17 protein-coding genes are annotated in these 19,441 nt (G+C 62.4%); 4 read left to right on the top strand and 13 right to left on the bottom strand.

Going from position 1 to position 19,441, the window contains the following annotated elements; translation table 11 throughout:
• Positions 1-124 precede the first annotated feature (124 nt).
• The 7 genes from QMY55_RS00430 to QMY55_RS00460 form a co-directional block, all read right to left on the bottom strand.
• Positions 125-895 carry an ABC transporter ATP-binding protein gene (locus tag QMY55_RS00430; RefSeq protein WP_283486762.1) on the bottom strand — a complete coding sequence of 257 codons (771 nt, stop codon included), beginning with the start codon at positions 893-895 and terminating at the stop codon, positions 125-127.
• Positions 888-1,982, bottom strand: coding sequence for a branched-chain amino acid ABC transporter permease (locus QMY55_RS00435; protein ID WP_283486763.1), 1,095 nt, complete (start codon positions 1,980-1,982; stop codon positions 888-890). Before QMY55_RS00435 ends, QMY55_RS00430 begins: the two co-directional genes overlap by 8 nt.
• A 159-nt stretch (positions 1,983-2,141) precedes the next feature.
• Positions 2,142-3,011 carry a branched-chain amino acid ABC transporter permease gene (locus QMY55_RS00440; RefSeq protein ID WP_283486764.1) on the bottom strand — a complete coding sequence of 290 codons (870 nt, stop codon included), beginning with the start codon at positions 3,009-3,011 and terminating at the stop codon, positions 2,142-2,144.
• Between the two features lie 163 nt (positions 3,012-3,174).
• Positions 3,175-4,335, bottom strand: coding sequence for an ABC transporter substrate-binding protein (locus tag QMY55_RS00445; RefSeq protein WP_283486765.1), 1,161 nt, complete (start codon positions 4,333-4,335; stop codon positions 3,175-3,177).
• A 182-nt stretch (positions 4,336-4,517) separates the two neighbouring features.
• The gene (locus QMY55_RS00450; RefSeq protein WP_283486766.1) at positions 4,518-6,104 is read right to left on the bottom strand and encodes a benzoate-CoA ligase family protein; all 1,587 of its coding nucleotides are present in this window, start codon (positions 6,102-6,104) and stop codon (positions 4,518-4,520) included.
• Between the two features lie 4 nt (positions 6,105-6,108).
• Entirely contained in the window at positions 6,109-7,671 is a 1,563-nt protein-coding gene (locus QMY55_RS00455; RefSeq protein ID WP_283486767.1) for a 3,4-dehydroadipyl-CoA semialdehyde dehydrogenase, read from the bottom strand.
• 41 nt (positions 7,672-7,712) lie between these two features.
• Positions 7,713-8,207, bottom strand: a complete 495-nt coding sequence (locus QMY55_RS00460) for a 4-hydroxylaminobenzoate lyase (RefSeq protein WP_283486768.1) — start codon at positions 8,205-8,207, stop codon at positions 7,713-7,715.
• Between the two features lie 166 nt (positions 8,208-8,373).
• Between QMY55_RS00460 and QMY55_RS00465 the strand changes: the two genes are divergently transcribed.
• On the top strand, positions 8,374-9,279 hold the full coding sequence (locus tag QMY55_RS00465; RefSeq protein WP_283486769.1) for a helix-turn-helix transcriptional regulator: 906 nt from the start codon (positions 8,374-8,376) through the stop codon (positions 9,277-9,279).
• A 72-nt stretch (positions 9,280-9,351) separates the two neighbouring features.
• Here the strand turns inward: QMY55_RS00465 and QMY55_RS00470 are convergent, their stop codons facing one another.
• From QMY55_RS00470 to QMY55_RS00480, 3 genes are all read right to left on the bottom strand, one after another.
• Positions 9,352-10,197, bottom strand: a complete 846-nt coding sequence (locus tag QMY55_RS00470) for a M48 family metallopeptidase (RefSeq protein WP_283486770.1) — start codon at positions 10,195-10,197, stop codon at positions 9,352-9,354.
• 9 nt (positions 10,198-10,206) lie between these two features.
• Positions 10,207-11,097: a DMT family transporter gene (locus QMY55_RS00475; protein ID WP_407650719.1), complete on the bottom strand. Its 891-nt coding sequence runs from the start codon at positions 11,095-11,097 to the stop codon at positions 10,207-10,209.
• Positions 11,098-11,206: 109 nt separating this feature from the next.
• Positions 11,207-11,905 (bottom strand): helix-turn-helix domain-containing protein, encoded by a 699-nt coding sequence (locus tag QMY55_RS00480; protein WP_283486772.1) that lies wholly within the window; start codon positions 11,903-11,905, stop codon positions 11,207-11,209.
• Positions 11,906-12,008: 103 nt separating this feature from the next.
• Between QMY55_RS00480 and QMY55_RS00485 the strand changes: the two genes are divergently transcribed.
• The 3 genes from QMY55_RS00485 to QMY55_RS00495 all read left to right on the top strand — a co-directional run bounded on the left by QMY55_RS00485 (position 12,009) and on the right by QMY55_RS00495 (position 15,457).
• On the top strand, positions 12,009-13,364 hold the full coding sequence (locus QMY55_RS00485; protein ID WP_283486773.1) for an AmpG family muropeptide MFS transporter: 1,356 nt from the start codon (positions 12,009-12,011) through the stop codon (positions 13,362-13,364).
• Between the two features lie 126 nt (positions 13,365-13,490).
• Positions 13,491-14,237, top strand: coding sequence for a response regulator (locus tag QMY55_RS00490; protein ID WP_283486774.1), 747 nt, complete (start codon positions 13,491-13,493; stop codon positions 14,235-14,237).
• Positions 14,237-15,457, top strand: coding sequence for a HAMP domain-containing sensor histidine kinase (locus QMY55_RS00495; RefSeq protein ID WP_283486775.1), 1,221 nt, complete (start codon positions 14,237-14,239; stop codon positions 15,455-15,457). Before QMY55_RS00490 ends, QMY55_RS00495 begins: the two co-directional genes overlap by 1 nt.
• A 132-nt stretch (positions 15,458-15,589) precedes the next feature.
• On the opposite strand, the gene QMY55_RS00500 is transcribed toward QMY55_RS00495, so the two are convergent.
• The 3 genes from QMY55_RS00500 to QMY55_RS00510 are packed head-to-tail and all read right to left on the bottom strand — an operon-like array spanning position 15,590 to position 19,430.
• Positions 15,590-16,927, bottom strand: a complete 1,338-nt coding sequence (locus QMY55_RS00500) for a UDP-glucose dehydrogenase family protein (protein WP_283486776.1) — start codon at positions 16,925-16,927, stop codon at positions 15,590-15,592.
• Positions 16,924-17,934: an NAD-dependent epimerase gene (locus QMY55_RS00505; RefSeq protein WP_283486777.1), complete on the bottom strand. Its 1,011-nt coding sequence runs from the start codon at positions 17,932-17,934 to the stop codon at positions 16,924-16,926. The genes QMY55_RS00500 and QMY55_RS00505 overlap by 4 nt, the downstream gene beginning before the upstream one ends.
• Positions 17,931-19,430: an ArnT family glycosyltransferase gene (locus QMY55_RS00510; RefSeq protein ID WP_283486778.1), complete on the bottom strand. Its 1,500-nt coding sequence runs from the start codon at positions 19,428-19,430 to the stop codon at positions 17,931-17,933. Before QMY55_RS00510 ends, QMY55_RS00505 begins: the two co-directional genes overlap by 4 nt.
• Between the last annotated feature and the right edge of the window lie 11 nt (positions 19,431-19,441).

Raw genomic sequence — 19,441 nt, forward strand, 5'->3', positions numbered from 1 at the left:
GGAAAGTGGGCGCGTGCCTGTGCCAGAGGCACCAAGCAAGGGCCGCCCCGCAGCGATGGTGCCGTCCCCCTCCCGCGCAGCGAGAGAGGGGGAAGCGGCAGAGCCGCTCAGGGGGTGCCTGGTTTCAAGCATGTTCTTCCTCTCCCAGATAGGCGGTGCGCACCACGGGATCGACGCGAATCTGATCGGGCGTGCCTGTGGCCACCACCGTGCCGTTGACCATGACGGTGATGCGATCGGCGATGCGGAACACGGCATCCATATCGTGTTCGACCAGCAGCACGGCATGGCCTGTTTTGAGTTCCTGCAGCAGGTCCAGCATGCGCTCGGTCTCTTCGGCACCCATGCCGGCCAGCGGCTCGTCCAGCAGCAGCACGCGGGGCTCGGTGGCCAGGCACATGGCCACTTCCAATTGGCGTTTGGCGCCATGGCTCAGGCTGCCTGCGATGCGCTGCGCATGGGTGCCCAGGCCGGCGCGCGAAAGCGCAGCTTGTGCGCGCTGCAGGCTGCGGGCGCAATGCTGGGCGTTTTCCCAGATGCGCCAGGGACTGGCACTGGCCTGGGCCTGTGCGGTCAGGCGGCAGTTTTCCAGCACGGTGAACTCGCCAAAAATCGTGGTGCGCTGGTAGCTGCGGCCCACGCCTGCCTTGGCGCGCTGGGGCTGGGGCATGGCGGTCACGTCATGGCCTTCGAGCGTGATGCTGCCGCTGCTGGCCGCTATCTCGCCCGAGAGCATATTGATCAGCGTGGACTTGCCCGCGCCATTGGTGCCGATGACGGCGTGAACCTCGCCTTCGTGCAGATCGATGTCCACATTGTTGACAGCGACCAGACCGCCAAAGCGCCGCGTCAGGCCGCGCACGGACATCTTGGGTGCGCGTGTTGCATCAACCATGGCTTGCTCCTTGATCGATAGCTGCTGGCGCTTTTTCCTTCTGCGCTGCAGCCCTTTTTTGCCAACGGTCATTGATGCCGACCAGCCCCTTGGGCAGCAGGGCCACGAGCGCGATGATGGCCATGCCCAGCGTCAGCTGCCAGTGGTCTGCTGCATTGCCCATGATGGCATGCGTGCTCAGCAGCTCCTTGAGCAGCACAAAGGTGATGGTGCCCAGTACGGCACCGCGCAGCGAGCCCACGCCGCCCAGAATCAGCATCAGCAGCACTTCGCCCGAGTGGTGCCAGGCCAGCAGTTCGGGGTTCACAACAGCGTCACGCGCGGCGAGCAAAAAGCCCGCCAGCCCGGCCAGTGCACCCGCGATCACAAAGCCTGCCAGCTTGTAGCCATAGGTGGTGAAACCGGCGGCACGCATGCGCTGCTCGTTGACACGGATACCTGCGAGCACATGGCCGAAACGCGAGTGGCGCAGCACGGCGACAAAGCCATAGACCAGCACCAGTGCGGCCAGCACCACGTAGTACTGGGTGCTGCCGCTCTCCATGTCCAGCGCGCCTATGGCTGGGCGCTGCATGAGGTAGATGCCGTCGCTGCCGCCGAAGTAGCCCACGTCATGCACGACGAAGAAAGCCAGCTGCGCAAACGCCAGCGTGACCATGATGAAGTACACGCCTTTGGTGCGCAGGCTCAGGGCGCCCACCACCAGGGCATACAGGCCGGAAGCCAGCAAGGCAGCGCCCAGCATGACCAGGAAATTGCTGCCGTCGGGCCCGGCAGCTTTGACGGCTGCATAGGCGCCCAGGCCGAAGTAGGCCGCATGGCCGAGGCTGACCAGCCCGGTCCCGCCGACCAGAATATGCAGGCTCAGCGCAAAGATGGACAGGATCATGATCTTGACCACCAGGTCGGACAGATAGCCCGACCAGAAAGGCTGGGCCACGGCCAGCAGCAAGGCCACGGTCAGCGGCAACACCGTGCTCACCCAGCGGCTCTTGGAGCGTATGGGGCGGCTCTGGTTGGTCACCGCAGGAGCCTCGGCATAAGCCTGGTTGGACTGCGGCAGCGGCGTATAGGAGGTGTCGCTCATATCAGTGATCCGAACGCTTGGTAGGGCTGAGCTGCGCATGAACTGGGCGCAATCCAGGTCGGGGGCACCGAGCAAGGGCCGCCCCGCAGCGAAGGTGTCGTCCCCCTCCGGCGCGCAGCGCCAGAGAGGGGGAAGGCGCGAAGCGACTCAGGGGGTGCCTCATCTTTTTCCCATCAGACCTTCGGGTCGCCAGACAAGAATGACGGCCATCAGCAGATAGATGCTCATGCCGCTGAGTTCCTGGAAGAACACCTTGCCAAAGGTATCCACAAAGCCCACCAGCAGCGAGGCAATCAGTGCGCCGGTGATCGAGCCTATTCCGCCGATGACGACGACCACAAAGCAGATGATGAGCACGCTGGAGCCCATGTTCGGGTAGACCGAACTCATGGGTGCGGCAATCATGCCTGCGAGTGCCGCCAGGGCCACGCCCACGGCAAACACGATGCGGTACAGGCGTTTGATGTTGATGCCCAGGCCGCGCACCATGTCACGGTTGCTGGCACCGGCGCGGATCATCATCCCTAAGCGCGTGCGGTTGACGGTGTAGTACATCAGCAGCGCCACGACCAGGCAGGCCACGGCCGCAAATACGTTGTACCAGGGGTATTGCATCATGCCCATGAGGGGGAAGCTGCCGGCCAGCCAGGCCGGCTTTTCCACGCCATGCACATCGTTGTCCACAAGGATGGCGCGCAGGCCTTCGAACACCAGGATCAGGCCGTAGGTCATCAGCACCTGCTGCAGGTGATCACGCTCGTAGAGAAAGCTGAAGAAGGCCCATTCCAGAAAATAGCCGAGCACCACGGCGATAAGGACGCCGAGCAGCAGCATGGTGATGAAATGCTGGCCCAGATAGGGAGCCAGCGAGAACGCCACATAGGCACCGATCATGTAGAAGCTGCCATGGGCGAGATTGATCACGCCCATGATGCCGAAGATCAGGGTCAGGCCGGAGGCCAGCAGAAACAGCAGCAATCCGTACTGAATCGAGTTCAGACACTGCACGAGAAATGTGGCGATATCCACGGCAATCCTTCGCTAAGCGGAATCTCGGTCTTTTGTCCTCGCGGGTCATACAGCCCAGCGAATCGTAGATTCGCGTTCGAGACGAGGCGTCTTGTCGCAGACAGCACCAAGGGTGCGGCAAGACAAGGCAACGACGTATCAAGGGCTGTATGGGCCGCGCAACTTACATGCGGCAGCCGCGTGCGGGGTCTGCCAGGGCCTTGACGGCAATGCCGATCTTCTTGTTTTCCTTGCCGTCGACCTTGCGCAGATAGATGTCCTGCACCGGGTTGTGCGCCTTGCTCAGGGTGAAGTCGCCGCGCGGGCTGGCAATCGTGGCTTTTTCAATCGCCGTGCGGAAGACGTCCTTCTTGCCGATGTCGCCGCCTGCGGCCTTCAGGCCTACGGTCAGCATCTGCGCCGCGTCATAGCCTTGCACGGCATAGACATCGGGTTGCAGCTTGTAGTTCTTGGCGTAGTTGACGCGGAAGGCCTTGTCGCGTTCCGTGCCCAGCTCGTCCGCGTAGTGCAGCGTGGTCAGCATGCCTTGTGCGGCCTCGCCCTGGGCTTCCAGCGTGCCATCGGTCAGGAAGCCCGGGCCGTACAGCGGAATGGTCTTGGACAGACCCGAGGCGTGATAGTCCTTGACGAACTTCACGGCGCCGGCGCCGGCAAAGAAGGAAAACACCGCATCGGGCTTGGCCGCAGCGATCTCGGTCAGCAGGGCCTGGAATTCCACGTTGGGGAAGGGCAGGGTCAGCTGCTTGCTGACCTTGCCGCCGCTCTTTTCAAAACCTTCCTTGAAGCCGTTGACGGCTTCCTCGCCGGCCGCGTACTTCCAGGTGATGGTCATGGCGTTCTTCTTGCCTTCCTTGGCGGCCACCACACCCATGGGGTAGGCGGTCTGCCAGTTGGTGAAGGAGCTGCGGAAGATATTGGGCGCGCACATGGGGCCGGTCACGGCGTCGGCGCCGGCATTGGGCACGATGAGCACGGTGCCGCTTTCCTTGGCGGCCTTGGCCATGGCCATGGCGACGCCCGAGTGCACGGTGCCCACGATCACGTCCACCTTGTCGCGCTTGATCAGACGGTTGACATTGTCCGTAGCCTTGGCGGGGTCGGACTCGTCATCGACCTTGAAGAATTCGATCTCGCGCCCGCCCAGCTTGCCGCCTTGCTCGCCCACATACATGCGAAAGCCGTTTTCGATGGCGTTGCCCAGCGCCGCATAGGTGCCGCTGTAGGGCAGCATGAAGCCGACCTTGATCTTGTCCTGCGCCATGGCGCTGCAGCTGGCGGCTGCTGCCAGCGCGATGGCGCTCCACTTTGCCCATTGCTTGCTCATGCTTGTCTCCTCGTGGTTGGTCTGTAATTGCCTGGGTTGAATCACTGGTGCTGACAGGGGGCGTGTGGGCCAGATGCGCACACGAGCGCACTCTAACAACTTTAGGTTTAAAGCAATACCGGCGATTGCCCTAGTGAGCCGACTTCGTTTTTGCTAGCTGATCGCGCTTGATTGGCAAAGCTTCAGCTGGGTTTTGACTCCAATTCGCGCAGGCGAAAGCGCTGGATCTTTCCGGTCGCGGTTTTGGGCAACTCGTCGACAAACTCGATGAAGCGCGGATATTTGTAGGCAGCCAGGCGTGATTTGACAAAGGCCTTGAGCTCATCTTCGGTGGTGCTGTGCCCGGGTTTGCACACCACATAGGACTTGGTCTTGACCAGGCCTTGCGCGTCGGTCACGCCAATGACCGCAGCTTCCAGCACTGCGGGGTGCAGCTGCAGCGTGGATTCGACCTCGAACGGCGAGACGTAGATGCCGCTGACCTTGAGCATGTCGTCGCTGCGGCCCGCATAGGTGTAGTAGCCGTCGGCATCGCGCACATATTTGTCGCCGCTCTTGAGCCAGGCACCCTGAAAGGTATCGCGGGTCTTGTCGCGGTTGCACCAGTACATCAGCGCGGTGCTGGGGCCCTTGATGTAGAGGTCGCCGATTTCGCCATCGCCCACGGGTTTGCCGTCCTCGCCGCGCAGCTCCACCTCATAGCCGGGAACGGGCTTTCCGGTGCTGCCGTAGCGTATGTCCTCGGGCCGGTTGGAGATGAAGATGTGCAGCATCTCCGTGGAGCCGATGCCATCGACGATATCGGCACCAAAGTGTGCCTTGAAGCGCTGGGCAATCTCGGCGGGCAGGGCTTCTCCTGCCGATGAGCACATGCGCAGGCTGACCTGGTCACGTGCAGGCAGAGCAGGGTGGGCCAGCATGCCGGCAAAGCCCGTGGGCGCACCGAAAAACACCGTGGGCCGATGCCGGGTCCAGCGCGCGAAAGTGGCTTCGGGCGTGGGGCGTTCGGCCATCAGGACCACGCTGGCACCCACGCTCAAGGGGAAGGTCAGGGCGTTGCCAAGACCGTAGGCAAAGTAAAGCTTGGCAGCGGAAAAGCAGACATCGTTTTCCGTCAGGCCCAGCACGGGCTTGCCATACAACTGTGCCGTCCAGTAGGGATTGGCATGGGTGTGGACCGCGCCCTTGGGCTTGCCGGTGGAGCCTGAGGAATACAGCCAGAAACCGGGGTCGTCGCCCTTGGTCCTGGCGGCGTGGGCCAGGGGCTGCTGCCGGTCCAGCCAGGGCTGCATGGGCTCGAAAGCCGGTGGCAGGCCCTGGGGCGCATCCTCGGGGTGAGCCACCCAGATATGGTTGACCTCATGCTGAGCCTGGTTCAAGGCTTGCTGCACCACGGGCACCAGGGCGCCGTTGGTCAGAATTGCCTGGGCCCGGCTGTGCTCCAGCATATAGGCGTAGTCGTCGACGGTCAGCAAGGTATTGATGGCAACCGGCACCACGCCTGCATACATCGCTCCCAAAAACGAGATCGCCCATTCGCGCATATCGTGCATGACCAGCAGCACGCGTTCCTCGCGATGAATGCCGGCCGCAGCCAGGCCTTGCGCCAGTCGGCGGGCCTGTTCCTCCAGTTGGGCGTAGCTGAGGCTGCCGTGGTCGTCGATATAAGCCGTCTTGCTGCCCCGCGCGCGGTTGAGCTCAAACAGATGCTGGGCAAAGTTGAAGGGCTGTGTGAAGTCGACGGTGGTGTTGATCGTGGTGTCGTTCATGGCCTCATGCCTCCACACTCTGGTTCAGCGCCTGCAGCACCTGGGGCGCGGCCTGAATGGCGCTCTTGCGGTGGTAGAAATCCAGTGCCCGCAGACCGCCCAGCTCGGCCCCGCCGCCTGCGCGGCCCGGGCCGCCGTGCTGAGATTGGGGCATGACGTTGCCGTGGCCTGAATGCAGCTTGGCGACATCGGGGCTGATGATGTGCACGCGCCCATGGCTGGCTGCCAGATCACTGGCAGCGGCGGCCAGTGCGCCTGCATCTTCGCCATAGACGGAACAGACCAGGGAGCCCTGGCCGCGATGGGCCAGTGCCAGGCCGTGCTCAAGATCACGATAGGGCATGAGGGTGGCCACGGGGCCAAAGACCTCCATATCGTGGACCAGGGTATGGCCGTCGGGGTCTTGCGTGCCCAGCAGCACGGGTTGAGCACAGGCTGCAATGGTCGGATCGGCATCTATCAGGGTCTTGCTGCGTCCGTCATGAAGCGTGCTGGTGTGGGCTAGCAGTTGACTCAGGCCTTGCTGCACGTTTTCGTACTGCGCGCGGCTGACCAGAGAGCCCATGCGAACGGATTCGTTGCGTGGGTTGCCCACCGTGGTTTTGGCCAGCTGTGCACCAATGGCCTGGGCCACGCTGTCATACAGCGTCTGCGGCACCAGCACGCGGCGTATGGCCGTGCATTTCTGGCCGGATTTGACCGTCATTTCGCGTGCCACTTCGCGGGCCAGCAGGGCCACGGCGTCGCTGTCTGCGGCATGGCCGGGCAGCAGCAAGGCGCAGTTGACGCTGTCGGCCTCGATATTGCTGCGTACCGAATGACGTGTGATGGCCGCATGAGCGCGAATCGTGGCGGCTGTATCCGCAGAGCCCGTGAAGGACACGACATCCATGGGCTGGAGCTGATCCATCAACCCGGCCGAGCTGCCGCAGATGATGGAAAGCGCACCGGGCGGCAGCACGCCGGCGTCAATGACATCCTTGACCATGCGCTGCGTGAGCCAGGCCGTGGCCGTGGCTGGCTTGACGATGATGGGCACGCCCGAGAGCAGGGCCGGGGCCGCTTTTTCCCACAGACCCCAGCTGGGAAAGTTGAAGGCGTTGATGAACAGCGCCACGCCACGCGTGGGCACTTGTATGTGCTGAGACTGGAAGGCTCCATCCTTGGCCAGCGCCACGGCGGAGCCATCGGTCAGATGCCTGTCATTGCCCAGGGCAGCACCCCATTTGGCGTATTGACTCAGGGTGTAGATGCCGCCATCGACATCGACGGCCGTGTCGTTCTTCACGGTGCCGCTGTTGGCGATGGAAATTTCGTAATACGCGTCGCGGTTGGCCAGCAGCACGGCGGCCACGTCGGCCAGCAGCTTGGCACGCTGGGCATGGCTCAGCGCGCGCAAGGCCTTGCCACCGGTTTCGCGGGCAAAGGCAAAGGCGGCGGGTAGATCCAGGCCCGTGGCATCGACACGGACCAGTGGCGTGCCCAGCACGGGATCCAGCAATGTGCTGCCCGGGCCCTGGCCGGTTTGCCAGCGGCCAGCAACATGATTGGCAAGTAGCTCTGTCATGACTTCAACCTTGATGAATGACTGCGTGTAGCTAGAGGCCTTCAAGCCGCGCGTCGTGTGAACTGGATCTGCCCTTGCGGCAGCAGATAGAGCACCCAGGCCTCACCCTGGATCACGGTGGGATGGTGGGCGCTGCCCGGCCCATAGACGCACCAGCCAGCGGCATGGCCGTCAAACAAGGCGCCTGGCGTGATGGGGAGGATGAGATCGATCTCGCCCAGAGGGTGGCTGTGGTGCGGGCCGGCAATGTCTTTCATCTGCACCACATCGACCGAGAAGCCGCCCAGCTCGGCGCCGGCTTCAAACACGCGGCCCCAGCGTATGCCGCCGTTTTCGCGCTGGCAGAGCCAGCCTTGTGCCACGCCGCTGGCGCAGGCTTCCATCATCTGCCGGTACCAGTCGCTGTCTGCACCATAGTGCGCGTTGAGCCATTTCTGCAGATCGGCATCCAAAGCGCGCCCATACAGGCGTTGGGCGACAGTTGCGACCAACTGCTGGAATGTCTCAAGTGAGTGCGCGGTGCTGGGGGCAGCCATGATGTCTCCTGATGAGCTGCTCTGAGCAGCATCAAATTCTTTGCCGAAACATGCAATATTGTGCGTGTATTTCAAAGATAGATAGGTGACAATGCAGTGTCAAGCAATATATTGCATGACTGGCGTTAACCCCACTGTTTATCATTCACGCCCTCTGGGGAGTTTTATGGATCAGTTAGACATGGCAGCCACGGTGGTTGCAGACATGGACGAAGCGGGTAAAAGTCCGCTGCTTCAGGCCTTGGGCGAGCGGGTGCGCAATCTGCGGGCTCGCCGTGGGCTGACGCGGCGCAGCCTGGCAGCGGCGGCTCAGGTATCTGAGCGGCATCTGGCCAATCTGGAATACGGCACGGGCAATGTCTCCATCCTGGTGCTGCACCAGATTTCGCTGGCTTTGCAGTGCAGCATGGCCGAGTTGCTGGGGGATGTCAGCACCTCCAGTGCGGAATGGCTGCTGCTCAGGGAGATGCTGGAAGGGCGCAGCGAGGATGATCTGCATCGCGTGCGCATGGCCGCGGCCGAGCTGTTGGGCGCGGCGGCTGGCGCCGATCCGCATCGTGGCTCACGCATTGCGCTGATTGGCTTGCGCGGCGCGGGCAAGTCCACGCTGGGGCGCATGCTGGCAGAGCAGCTCGATGTCCCGTTTCTCGAACTCAACCAGGAGATCGAACGCGTGGCGGGCTGCAGCGTGCGCGAGATCTATGACCTGTATGGCGCGGGAGCCTATCGCCGCTACGAGCGCAGGGCATTGGAAGAAGCGGTGCAGATCTACAGCGATGTGGTGATTGCAACGCCGGGGGGCATTGTTTCCGATCCCGCAACCTTCAATGTACTGTTGGGTCACTGCACCACGGTGTGGTTGCAGGCCAAGCCGGAGGAGCATATGGGCCGCGTGGTGGCACAGGGCGACACCCGCCCCATGGCGGCCAACCCCGAAGCCATGGACGATCTGCGTCGCATTCTGGACGGCCGCACGGCTTTTTACTCAAAGGCCGACCATTTGCTGGACACCAGCGGCAAAAGCCTGCAGCAAAGTGCCGGCGAGCTGCGTGCACTGGTGGCTGCCAGCTAGGTCACGGCTTATGCAAATGAGGCCAAGGTAGCAGCCCTTGGCTCATGCTTGTTTGCGTAAGTCTGAAAGGTATTACCGGCGTCGTGCCTGCTCGTACAGCGACATGACGCGCGGCACATTGCTCTCCAGCTGGCGAATGCGGTCTGGCCCCGTGGGGTGGGTGGAGAGAAAGCCTATGCCGCCCTCGCCGGTGGCCTCGCCCATCTTGCGCCACAGGCTGACAGCCGCCTGCGGGTTGTAGCCGGCACGGGCGGCCAGCTCCAGCCCGACCAGATCGGCTTCGCTTTCGTCATTGCGGCTGAACTTGAGGCTCAGCAACTGACCGCCAAACCGCGCGGCCGCGCTGCTGATATCACCAAGGCCCAGCAACTGGGCGCCCAGAGAAATACCCAGGCTGGTGGCCTGATTCTTGGCCAGCTGCTCGCGGGAATGCTCGCGCAGCGCATGGGCCATCTCGTGGCCCATGATCATGGCGATCTCGTCGTCGCTGAGCTTGAGCTGATCGATGATGCCGGTGAAGAAGGCAATCTTGCCGCCAGGCATGCAAAAAGCATTGATCTGTTTGCTGCCTATCAGGTTCACCTCCCAGCGCCACTGGCGGGCACGGTCGTTCCACTGAGCGGTATAGGGGATCAGGCGCTGGGCAATCGTGCGCAAGCGTTGCAACTGGGCGTTGTCGCTGCCAGCCAGCGCCCCCTGAGCCTTGGCCTGCAGCAGCAGCTTCTGGTACTCGTCGGCAGAGGAGGTTTCCAGCGTCTCTGCCGGAATCAGGCGACGCAGATAGGACGCATTGCCCACATCCACCTGGGCCTGTGCGGCGCCCTGTGGCAATGCTGTGCAGGCCAATGCGAGCAGCAGTGGTGCAGAGGCCCGGCGCAAGGGCAAAATCAGGCGCTGAAATAGAGACTGGGCAAGCATGGCAGCAGTCTATTGCAGCGCTGTATTCCCGTGATTTCTGGTATCGCTTCTTTCGGCCTGCACGACCAGCCAGAGGCCTGCAATAACGGCCAGTAAACCCAGTATGGACCACCAGGCAGGGCGCTCTCCGACCACCAGCAGCGACAATGCGAAAGCCGTGATGGGCTCGGCCTTGCTCAGCGCCACGCCGGTGGCTGCAGACATGCCGCGCAGCCCTACGGAGAACAGCAGGTAAGCCAGACCCGTGGCCACCACGCCCAGATACACCACCACAGCCCAGCCGCTGGCGCTGGCCTGTAGCGGTCCGCCCAGCCAGGCCGCAACCGGAAGAGAGAGCAGGGCAGAGCAGGCAAACACCCGGGCATTGACCGAGGCGACCCTGGCCTGCACTACCAGTGCCTGATTGACCAGCGCATAAGCGGCATAGGCCATGCCGGCAAGCAGACACAAAGCCATGCCGCCCCAGGGCAGGTGTCGCGGGTCGCTGGCAGCCAGTGCCATGGCAATGCCGCCGGCAACGCCTGTGCATGTTCCCAGCCACCACTGCGGCCCAGGCATGCGCTGCTGCACAACGGCCTGCATCAGCCCGGCCCAGATGGGGCCGCTGCCAATGGCCAGTGCCGTGCCCAGCGCCACGCCGCTGGCCTTGACGCCTGCGAAAAAGCTGAGGTTGTAGACCGCCATGCATGCGCCGCAAAACAGGATGCGGCCATGGTGCATGGGCTGCCTGGCGTGGCCTCTGTCCATGACAAAGGCCAGTGCAACAAAGAACAGCGCTGCCATGACCATGCGCAATGCGCCTACCCAGTAGGGCGAGAACTGTGCGGGCGCAAAGTGCTGCGCCGTGCCTGTGGTGCCCCAGAGCATGGCGGCAGCCAGCACCAGGCCAACAGGGCCTATGGCTGTGCGGGTGGACAGGGGCGAAGACAGAGAGCTGCTGGACATGATGGCTGCAATCATGCGCGGCAGCGCAAGCGGAACTATCGAGAAACGCTTGAGCTGAGGCGAATCAGCGACTGGCTTTGAGCTGGCGCGATCTGAGGCCGCGGTCGCGGCGCAGCGCATAAGCCAGTGCGCTGGCCGAGGCATAGCCGCAGCGCAAGGCAGTGGCCTCCAGTGCGGCGCCCTGGCGCAGCTGCTGGCAGGCCGCATCGAGACGCAGATTGCGCAACCAGTCCTGCGGTGTGTTGGCGGTCAGCTCCACGAAGCGGGCATGGAACTGGGCCACGCTCAGGTGAACCATGGCGGCCAGCCTGGCTGTGGGCCAGCTTTCATGCAGGGCGGCCTGCACCTGCTGCTGCAACAGCTGCAGATTCAGTGCCCGGCGCTGCAGCAGCGAGGGGGCTTGAAGCACCAGCGCCATCTGGGCGGCGGCAGACAGGCTGGAGACGGGAAAGCGCAGCGGCGGCGGAACGGCAAAGCGGCGCAGCTTGTCCAGGCCCGAGGCCATGGGCGCATCGATCACGAACACCTGGGTTTGCGGCTGGGCCAGATAGCCATGAGCGGTGCCGGCGGGGATGACCATGCCGCAGGCGCTGTCCACAAAACTGGATTGGCCGGAGACTTCCAGCTCCATGCGGCCCTGCAGTGCAAACAGAATCTGGGCGTGCTCGTGAGCATGGGCCTGATGCTCGCCGCTGTAACTGCGCACCGATGCCTGTGCCTGCTCAAGCGCAGGGTGGGCGGCGAAAGTCTTGCGGAATTGCATGGATGGGCAGGTGGAGCGTGGTGGTCAGTGAGGGCACGCCATGGTAGTGCGAGGGCTAATGCCTGTGCAACCGATAATGCCTCGTGCCCTCAAGAGCCAGACCATGACCGAGTCCTCCAAATCCAACAACACCGCTTTCAACACAGAAGATGTCGCACCCAAGACCAGCTGGGCCCAGGCATTGAGGATCTATGTGCAGCCCACCAGCTTGCGCATGCTGGCACTGGGCTTCTCTGCGGGCCTGCCGCCGCTGCTGGTGCTGGGCACCTTGAGCTTCTGGCTGCGCGAGGCCGATATCGATCGCACCACGATTGGCTTTCTGAGCTGGGTCGGCTTGGCCTATGCCTTCAAGTGGGTGTGGTCGCCGCTGGTGGACCGTCTGCCCTTGCCTGTCATGAACCGTCTGCTGGGGCGGCGGCGCAGCTGGCTGCTGTTTGCGCAGCTGGTGATTGCAGCGGGCCTGTTGGGCATGTCCTTCATGGACCCCAAACAGTCGCTGCAGGCACTGGTCATCTGCGCCGTGGTCGTGGCCTTTGGCTCGGCCACGCAGGATATTGCGCTCGATGCCTACCGTATCGAGTCGGCCAAGCTCGACGATCAGGCAGCGCTGGCCGCGTCCTACCAGAGCGGCTATCGGCTGGCCATGATCTGGGCCGGAGCCGGTGTGCTGTGGGTGGCTTCCAAGGTGCAGGGCGGCGGCGCGGGCTATGTGCTGCATGCCTGGCATGTGGCTTATAGCGTCATGGCTTCCAGCATGCTGGTGGGCATGTGCACGGTGCTGCTCTCGCCCGAGCCCCTGGCGCGGCCCATGGCCCCCGCCCGCAATGCGCAGGAATGGATCAAGGGTGCGCTGGTTGCCCCGTTTGCCGACTTCATTCGTCGCTACCGCTGGCAGGCCTTGCTGCTGCTGGCGTTGATCGGTTTGTACCGGGTCAGCGATGTGGTCATGGGCATCATGGCCAACCCGTTCTATGTGGACATGGGTTACACCAAGGATGAGGTGGCCGCAGTGTCCAAGGTGTTTGGGGTGATCATGACGCTGCTGGGCGCTTTTGTGGGCGGCACCATGGCGGCGCGCTGGGGGGTGATGCGCATTCTGATGCTGGGCGCCGTGCTGTCAGCCTGTACCAATGTGCTGTTTGCCTGGCTGTCCACACGCGGACATGACCTGACGGCGCTGATCTGGGTCATCAGTGCCGACAATCTGGCGGGCGGTATTGCCTCGGCCGCGTTCATTGCCTATCTGTCCGGCCTGACCAATGTGCAGTACTCGGCCACGCAGTATGCGCTGTTCAGTTCCATGATGAATCTGGCGCCCAAGTGGCTGGCCGGCTTCTCGGGCGCTTTTGTGGACAGCTATGGTTACCAGGCGTTTTTCCACACCACGGCCATGATGGGCGTGCCGGTATTACTGCTGATCTATCTGGTTTCAAGAGTGAAAATGGACGCTAACGCTTGATGGTCAAGCGCAGATAGCTATTGTTTTTGCTGAATGTAAAGCGTTTACCCAACTTTACGCAGCAGACAAGCGCAGCTCACGCGCGTGTTTCAGCATGCAGGCATGAACCAACCGCAAGGCGCGAGCATGACTACACTGCCTTCTATGAGCACGCACCAACTTCTGATGATTGAGGACGACGTTCGCCTGGCCCAAATGGTGAGCGACTATCTGGGCAACAACGGTCTGGAGGTCAACCACCAGGCCGACGGGAAAAGCGGCCTGGAACAGTTGCAGCCTGCTGACGGCTCCAGTGCGGAGCCACCGGATCTGGTCATCCTGGACCTGATGCTGCCCGATATGGATGGGCTGGAGGTCTGCCGCCGCATTCGTTCCATGAGTGGGGCTACGGCCCAGGTGCCTGTGCTGATGCTGACCGCCAAGGGTGACCCCATGGACCGCATCATCGGCCTGGAGCTGGGGGCCGACGATTATCTGCCCAAGCCTTTCGAGCCGCGTGAACTGCTGGCCCGCATCCGCGCCATCCTGAGGCGCAAGGGCAGTGATGGCCCCGCGCCATCGGCTTCCGTGATGCGCTTTGGCAGCCTGGAAATCGACCGTGATGCGCGCACCGTGGCCGTGGGCGAGCAGCCTGCCGACCTGACCTCCTACCAGTTCGATCTGTTGGTGGCGCTGGCTGAGCGCGCGGGCCGCGTGCTGACGCGCGACCAGATCATGGAGGCCGTGCGCGGCCGGGAGCTGGAGGCCTTTGACCGCTCCATCGACGTACACATGGGCCGCATCCGCGCGGCCATCGAGGCCGATCCCAAGAACCCCAAACGCATCCTCACGGTGCGCGGCGTGGGTTATGTTTTTGCCAAGCAACAAGACTGATGAAACTGCTGCATGTTTTCTCGCAGCGCCTGTATCTGCGCATCTGGCTGGCCGTGGTGGTCGGCGTGGCGGCGCTGACGCTGTGCGTGGCCTGGGCCTGGAAGATTGCCGAAGAGCAGCGCGCTCAGAACAGCAGCACGCCACCGTCGCGTGAAATGGTGATGCGTGGGCCGGACGGCAATGTGCTGGTCGAAGGCCGCGGCACGCGCGTGCCGGGTTCGCCCGGCGATGGGGTGAGCTTTGAGATTGCCGGCAATGATGGCAAGGCCTATGAGCTGTGGCTGGCCCCGCGCGAATGGCGTGAAGGCCGTCCCCCGCCGCGTGATGGTGCGGTTGCCTTCTGGCTGCGTCCGCCGTTCGGCTTTTTGTGGATGCTGGGCCTGGTGGGGATTGCGGTGATTGTGGGTGTGTTTCCCATCATCCGTCGCCTGCTCAAGCGCTTGGAGAACTTGCAGCGTGGCGTGAAGCGCTTCGGTGAGGGCGATCTGTCGGTGCGCGTGCCGGAGCATGGGCATGACGAAGTGGCTGACCTGGCCCACCAGTTCAATGCGGCAGCGGCCCGTATCGAGACGCTGATGACTTCCCACAAATCCTTGCTGGCCAATGCCTCGCATGAGCTGCGCTCACCGCTGACACGCATTCGCATGGGCCTGGAATTCATGGGCAACGATCCGGCCAGTGCACGGGCCAAGGCCGAGATACAGCGCAATATTTCCGAACTCGATCAGCTGGTGGATGAAATTCTGCTGGCCAGCCGTCTCGACACCCGCGAGGTCGATGTCGGCATGGTGGAGTCTGTCGACCTGATCGGCCTGGCGGCCGAGGAATGCGCGCGCATTGATGCCGAGCTCGATGTGCTGACGGACGGTCCGCTGGATGTGCAAGGTATTTCCAAACTGCTGCGTCGCGCGGTGCGCAATCTGCTGGAGAACGCGCGCCGCTACAGCCAGGGTGAAATCCAGCTGACGTTGGAGAAACAGGACCATTCGGTGGAAATCCGTGTGGAAGACCATGGTCCCGGCGTTCCTCGAGAGCAGCGCGAACGCATTTTTGAAAAATTCTACCGGCTGCCGGGTGCCAGCGAGCGGTCCGGCGGCGTGGGCCTGGGGCTGTCGCTGGTGCGCTCGATTGCGGAGCGACATGGTGGCACGGTGCACTGTGAAGCACGCCAGGACGGCCGCAGCGGGGCGAGCTTTGTGATCTGTTTGCCGTTGTCTTGAGCCACCGTCCAGAAAAAAGCCCCGCAGACTCTGGCCTGTGGGGCTTTTTTTGTTGCCGGGCCGCCCCGAGACAAAAATGCCCCTCGGGGGAGCGGCCACACGCCAGTGGGTAAGCGTGGGGGCATTTTTGTTTCAGCGCGGTTGCTGGGCGGGGCGACCGATGGAGACATAGCCCAGGCCATGGCTGGCAGGCAGGGCTGGCTCGTAAAGGTTGCGGCCGTCAAAAATCATTTTGTCGTTCAGCGTGGCGGCCAGAAGGTCAAAGTCCGGTGCGCGGAAGACCTGCCACTCGGTCACGATGGTCAAGCAGTCGGCACCTTGCACGGCAGCTTGTGGGCTGTCCACCAGTTCAAGATCCATCCGCTCGCCATAAATGCGGCGTGCCTCCTTCATGGCCACGGGGTCGTAGGCTTTGACCTTGGCGCCAGCAGCCCAGAGTGATTCCAGCAGATTGCGGCTTGGAGCCTCGCGCATGTCATCGGTGTTGGGCTTGAAAGCCAGGCCCCAGACGGCGATGGTCTTGCCTTCGAGCCTGCCGTTGTAGAACGCATGGATGCGTTCAAACAGCACCTTGCGCTGCGCGTGGTTTCGGTCTTCCACCGCGTTGAGCAGCAAGGGCTCGAATTCCACTTCCTTGGCGGTGTGGATCAGGGCCTTCACATCTTTGGGGAAGCAGCTGCCGCCATAGCCTACGCCAGGGTAGATGAAGTGGTAGCCGATGCGCGGATCGCTGCCAATGCCGCGGCGCACGGCCTCCACATTGGCGCCCAGCTTCTCTGCCAGGTTGGCGATCTCGTTCATGAAGCTGATCTTGGTCGCCAGCATGGCGTTTGCCGCGTATTTGGTCAGCTCGGCGCTTCGGACATCCATTACCACGATCTTGTCACGATTGCGGTTGAATGGAGCATAGAGCTCGCGCAGCTTGGATTCGGAAGCCGGGTTGCTGGTACCGATGATGATGCGGTCCGGACGCTGGCAGTCGCCCAGCGCGGCACCTTCCTTGAGGAACTCGGGGTTGGAGACCACGTCAAACGGATGCTGGACGCCGCGCTGAGCAAGACCTTCGGCGATCACGGCCGAGACCTTGTCCGCCGTGCCCACGGGGACCGTCGATTTGTTGATGACGATGCGCGGGCCGTCCATATGTCGGGCAATCGTGCGGGCCACGGCAAGCACGTATTGGAGGTCGGCGCTGCCATCCTCGTCGGGAGGTGTGCCCACAGCCAGGAAGATCACCTCACTGTGAGCCACGCCTTCTGCGGCGTCGGTGGTGAATTGCAAACGGCCCAGTTGCTGGTTGTTGATGACGAGAGCATCGAGGCCCGGTTCGTGGATGGGGATCTGGCCGGCCTTGAGTGCCGCAACCTTTTTTTCATCCACATCCACGCAGAGTACCTGGTGGCCGACGTCAGCCAGTACGGCTCCTTGCACCAGACCGACATAGCCGGTTCCAAAAACAGTGACTTTCATACGCGATAAAAAGAGCGGTACCAATCTATAAAACGCTGCACGCCCGTCATCACGGGCATGGCTGGTGCAAATCCTACCCAGGCTTGCAGTGCCCGGGTGTCGGCCGATGTGCTGTGCATATCGCCTGGCTGTATGGGCAGCATGCGCTTGTGCGCCGTGGAGCCGATGGCGGTCTCGATGGCTGCGATGTAGTCCATCAGCACGGTGGGAGAGTTGTTGCCGATATTGAAGATGCGATAGGGCGCTGTGCTGGTGCCAGGGTTGGGGTGCTGGCTGTCGTAGCTGGAGTCAGGTGTGGCAGGCTTGTCCAGCACGCGCATGATGCCTTCGACGATATCGTCGATATAGGTGAAGTCGCGCACCAGCTTGCCTTCGCCATACACGTCGATGGCTTCACCTGCGAGGATGGCTTTGGTGAACTTGAACAAGGCCATGTCGGGGCGACCCCAGGGACCATATACCGTAAAAAATCGCAGGCCGGTGGTGGGTATTCCATAGAGGTGCGAATAGGTGTGTGCCATCAGCTCGTTGGCCTTCTTGGTGGCCGCGTAGTAGCTGATGGGATGGTCTACTGCATCGCTTTCGGCAAACGGCATCCTGGTATTGCCACCATAGACGCTGGAGCTGCTGGCATAGACCAGATGCTCGACCTTGTGCTTGCGGCAGCCCTGCAGGATGTTTCCAAACCCCAGCAGATTGGAGTCCGTGTAATCGTCGGGCTGGTCGATGGAATAGCGCACACCTGCCTGGGCCGCCAGATGCAGCACCTTGGCTGGAACTGCTTCGGCAAACAGCTCGGCCATGCCTTGGCGGTCAGCCACATCCAGTTCCACAAAGCGGAAGTGGGCATGCGGACGCAGTTGCTCCAGACGGGCGTGTTTGAGTGCCACATCGTAGTAGCTGTTGAGGTTGTCGATACCGACAACGGGCACGCCTTGCTCCAGCAGGCGCTTGGCACAATGCATGCCGATAAAGCCGGCGCAGCCGGTGATCAAAACAGGATTCATGGTACGACCCGGAGATATTGGTATTGGGCAGGTGTTGCGCTGGCGGGCATTTTCTCGAAAGGAATGCTCAGGGTCTGGGGCGCGGCATGCTGAGGCAGCACGGCTTTGACGCCATCCCACCAGTTGGGGGCGGGCCTGTCTGCTCGTGTGATCAGCAGCAGTGGTGCCCCGGTTGGCGCATGAGCCTGGGCCAGGCACTGCTGCAGCAGATGGCCATCCGTGCAGCCCAGTGCATAACTGGCGGGAAACTGCGAATGCAGCATGGCAGCGATCATGTGATCCGAGCCAACAATCACGCCCTGGCCGTCATAGCCGGCGCTGCGCAGCTGTGCGGCCAGTTCTTTGACCGGGTGGTTCAACTCATCTGGGTCATTCTTGCGTCCGCCCTGCCAGGGGCGCAGCGTGGCCATCAGCAGAAAAATCAGGGCAAAAACCAGGACCAGGCCGGTGAATACCTTGCCCGCTCCGGGCTCTAGCAGCGCGGGGCGCCAGACATAGAGAGCCAATGGCGCAATTGCCACCAGTGGAAGCATCCAGCGTTGTTTGAAGTCGGTCACGTCTGCCAGCAGCACCATGCCGAGAAGACAAGCGATGACAAGCAGCAGATAGCGCTGCAGCAAGGCAAGAGCCCAACTGCGCTCAGGCAGAGGCAAAGACGAGGCAGCGGCCCAGAGCTTGGAGCGATAGCCCAGGCCAACAGCGATCAGCCACAAGCCCATTGCCGAAATCAGGGCCTTGCCCAAATTTCCCAAACCCTTGAGGTGTGAAACCTCTGCAGAAATGGACATTTTCTGCACGGTTTCCGTGGTCGCCATGCCCCAATGCAAAGCCAGCCACCATGCATGGGGCGCAACCAGCAGCAGGCCGACTACAGGAGCCAGCCACCAGCCTTTGGCAAAGAGGGCGGACCTGACCTGACCCACGGACATGGAGGCGACAAACAGCGCAGCGATCAGCATGGCATAGCTGTATTTGGACAGCATGCCCAAGGCGCAAAAAATGCCAATCAACACGAAATTGATAGGTTGGGGGCTACGGACCTGGCGCAATACGGCCCACCACAATCCCATGGTCATGGCCGTCACCATCACGGTATGGGTCTGGTCGCGCAGCGAATCCCAGCCAAATGGAGGCATCAGCAGCAAGCCGGCCGCCACCCACCAGGCGCCTTTGGCATTGAGCAGCTGTCTGCCTGCAAGCCATGCCAGGCAATAGGTCAGTGCAATCAAGCCGTGCTTGAGCACGGCCAAGGCCAGCACGGATGGGCCCAATACCTGGCAGACCACCCATTGCAGCCAGGTGTAGAGCGGGGGCTGGGGACCATAGCCCAGCGATAAAGTTTGGGCCCACAGAATCTGCTCGGATTCGTCCCATTTCATGCCGGAAGAGATGGCAACACGGGAAAGAATATGCGCGCAGGCCAATAAGAGAACGCAAAGCCACGGCTTGGCGTACAGCTTTTGCTGCCAGTCCTGATAGTTGGTTGGGGAGGTCATGAAGCCACTGT

Origin of the sequence: Comamonas resistens, from assembly GCF_030064165.1 — a bacterium.
In the GTDB taxonomy this organism is placed as follows: domain Bacteria; phylum Pseudomonadota; class Gammaproteobacteria; order Burkholderiales; family Burkholderiaceae_C; genus Comamonas; species Comamonas resistens.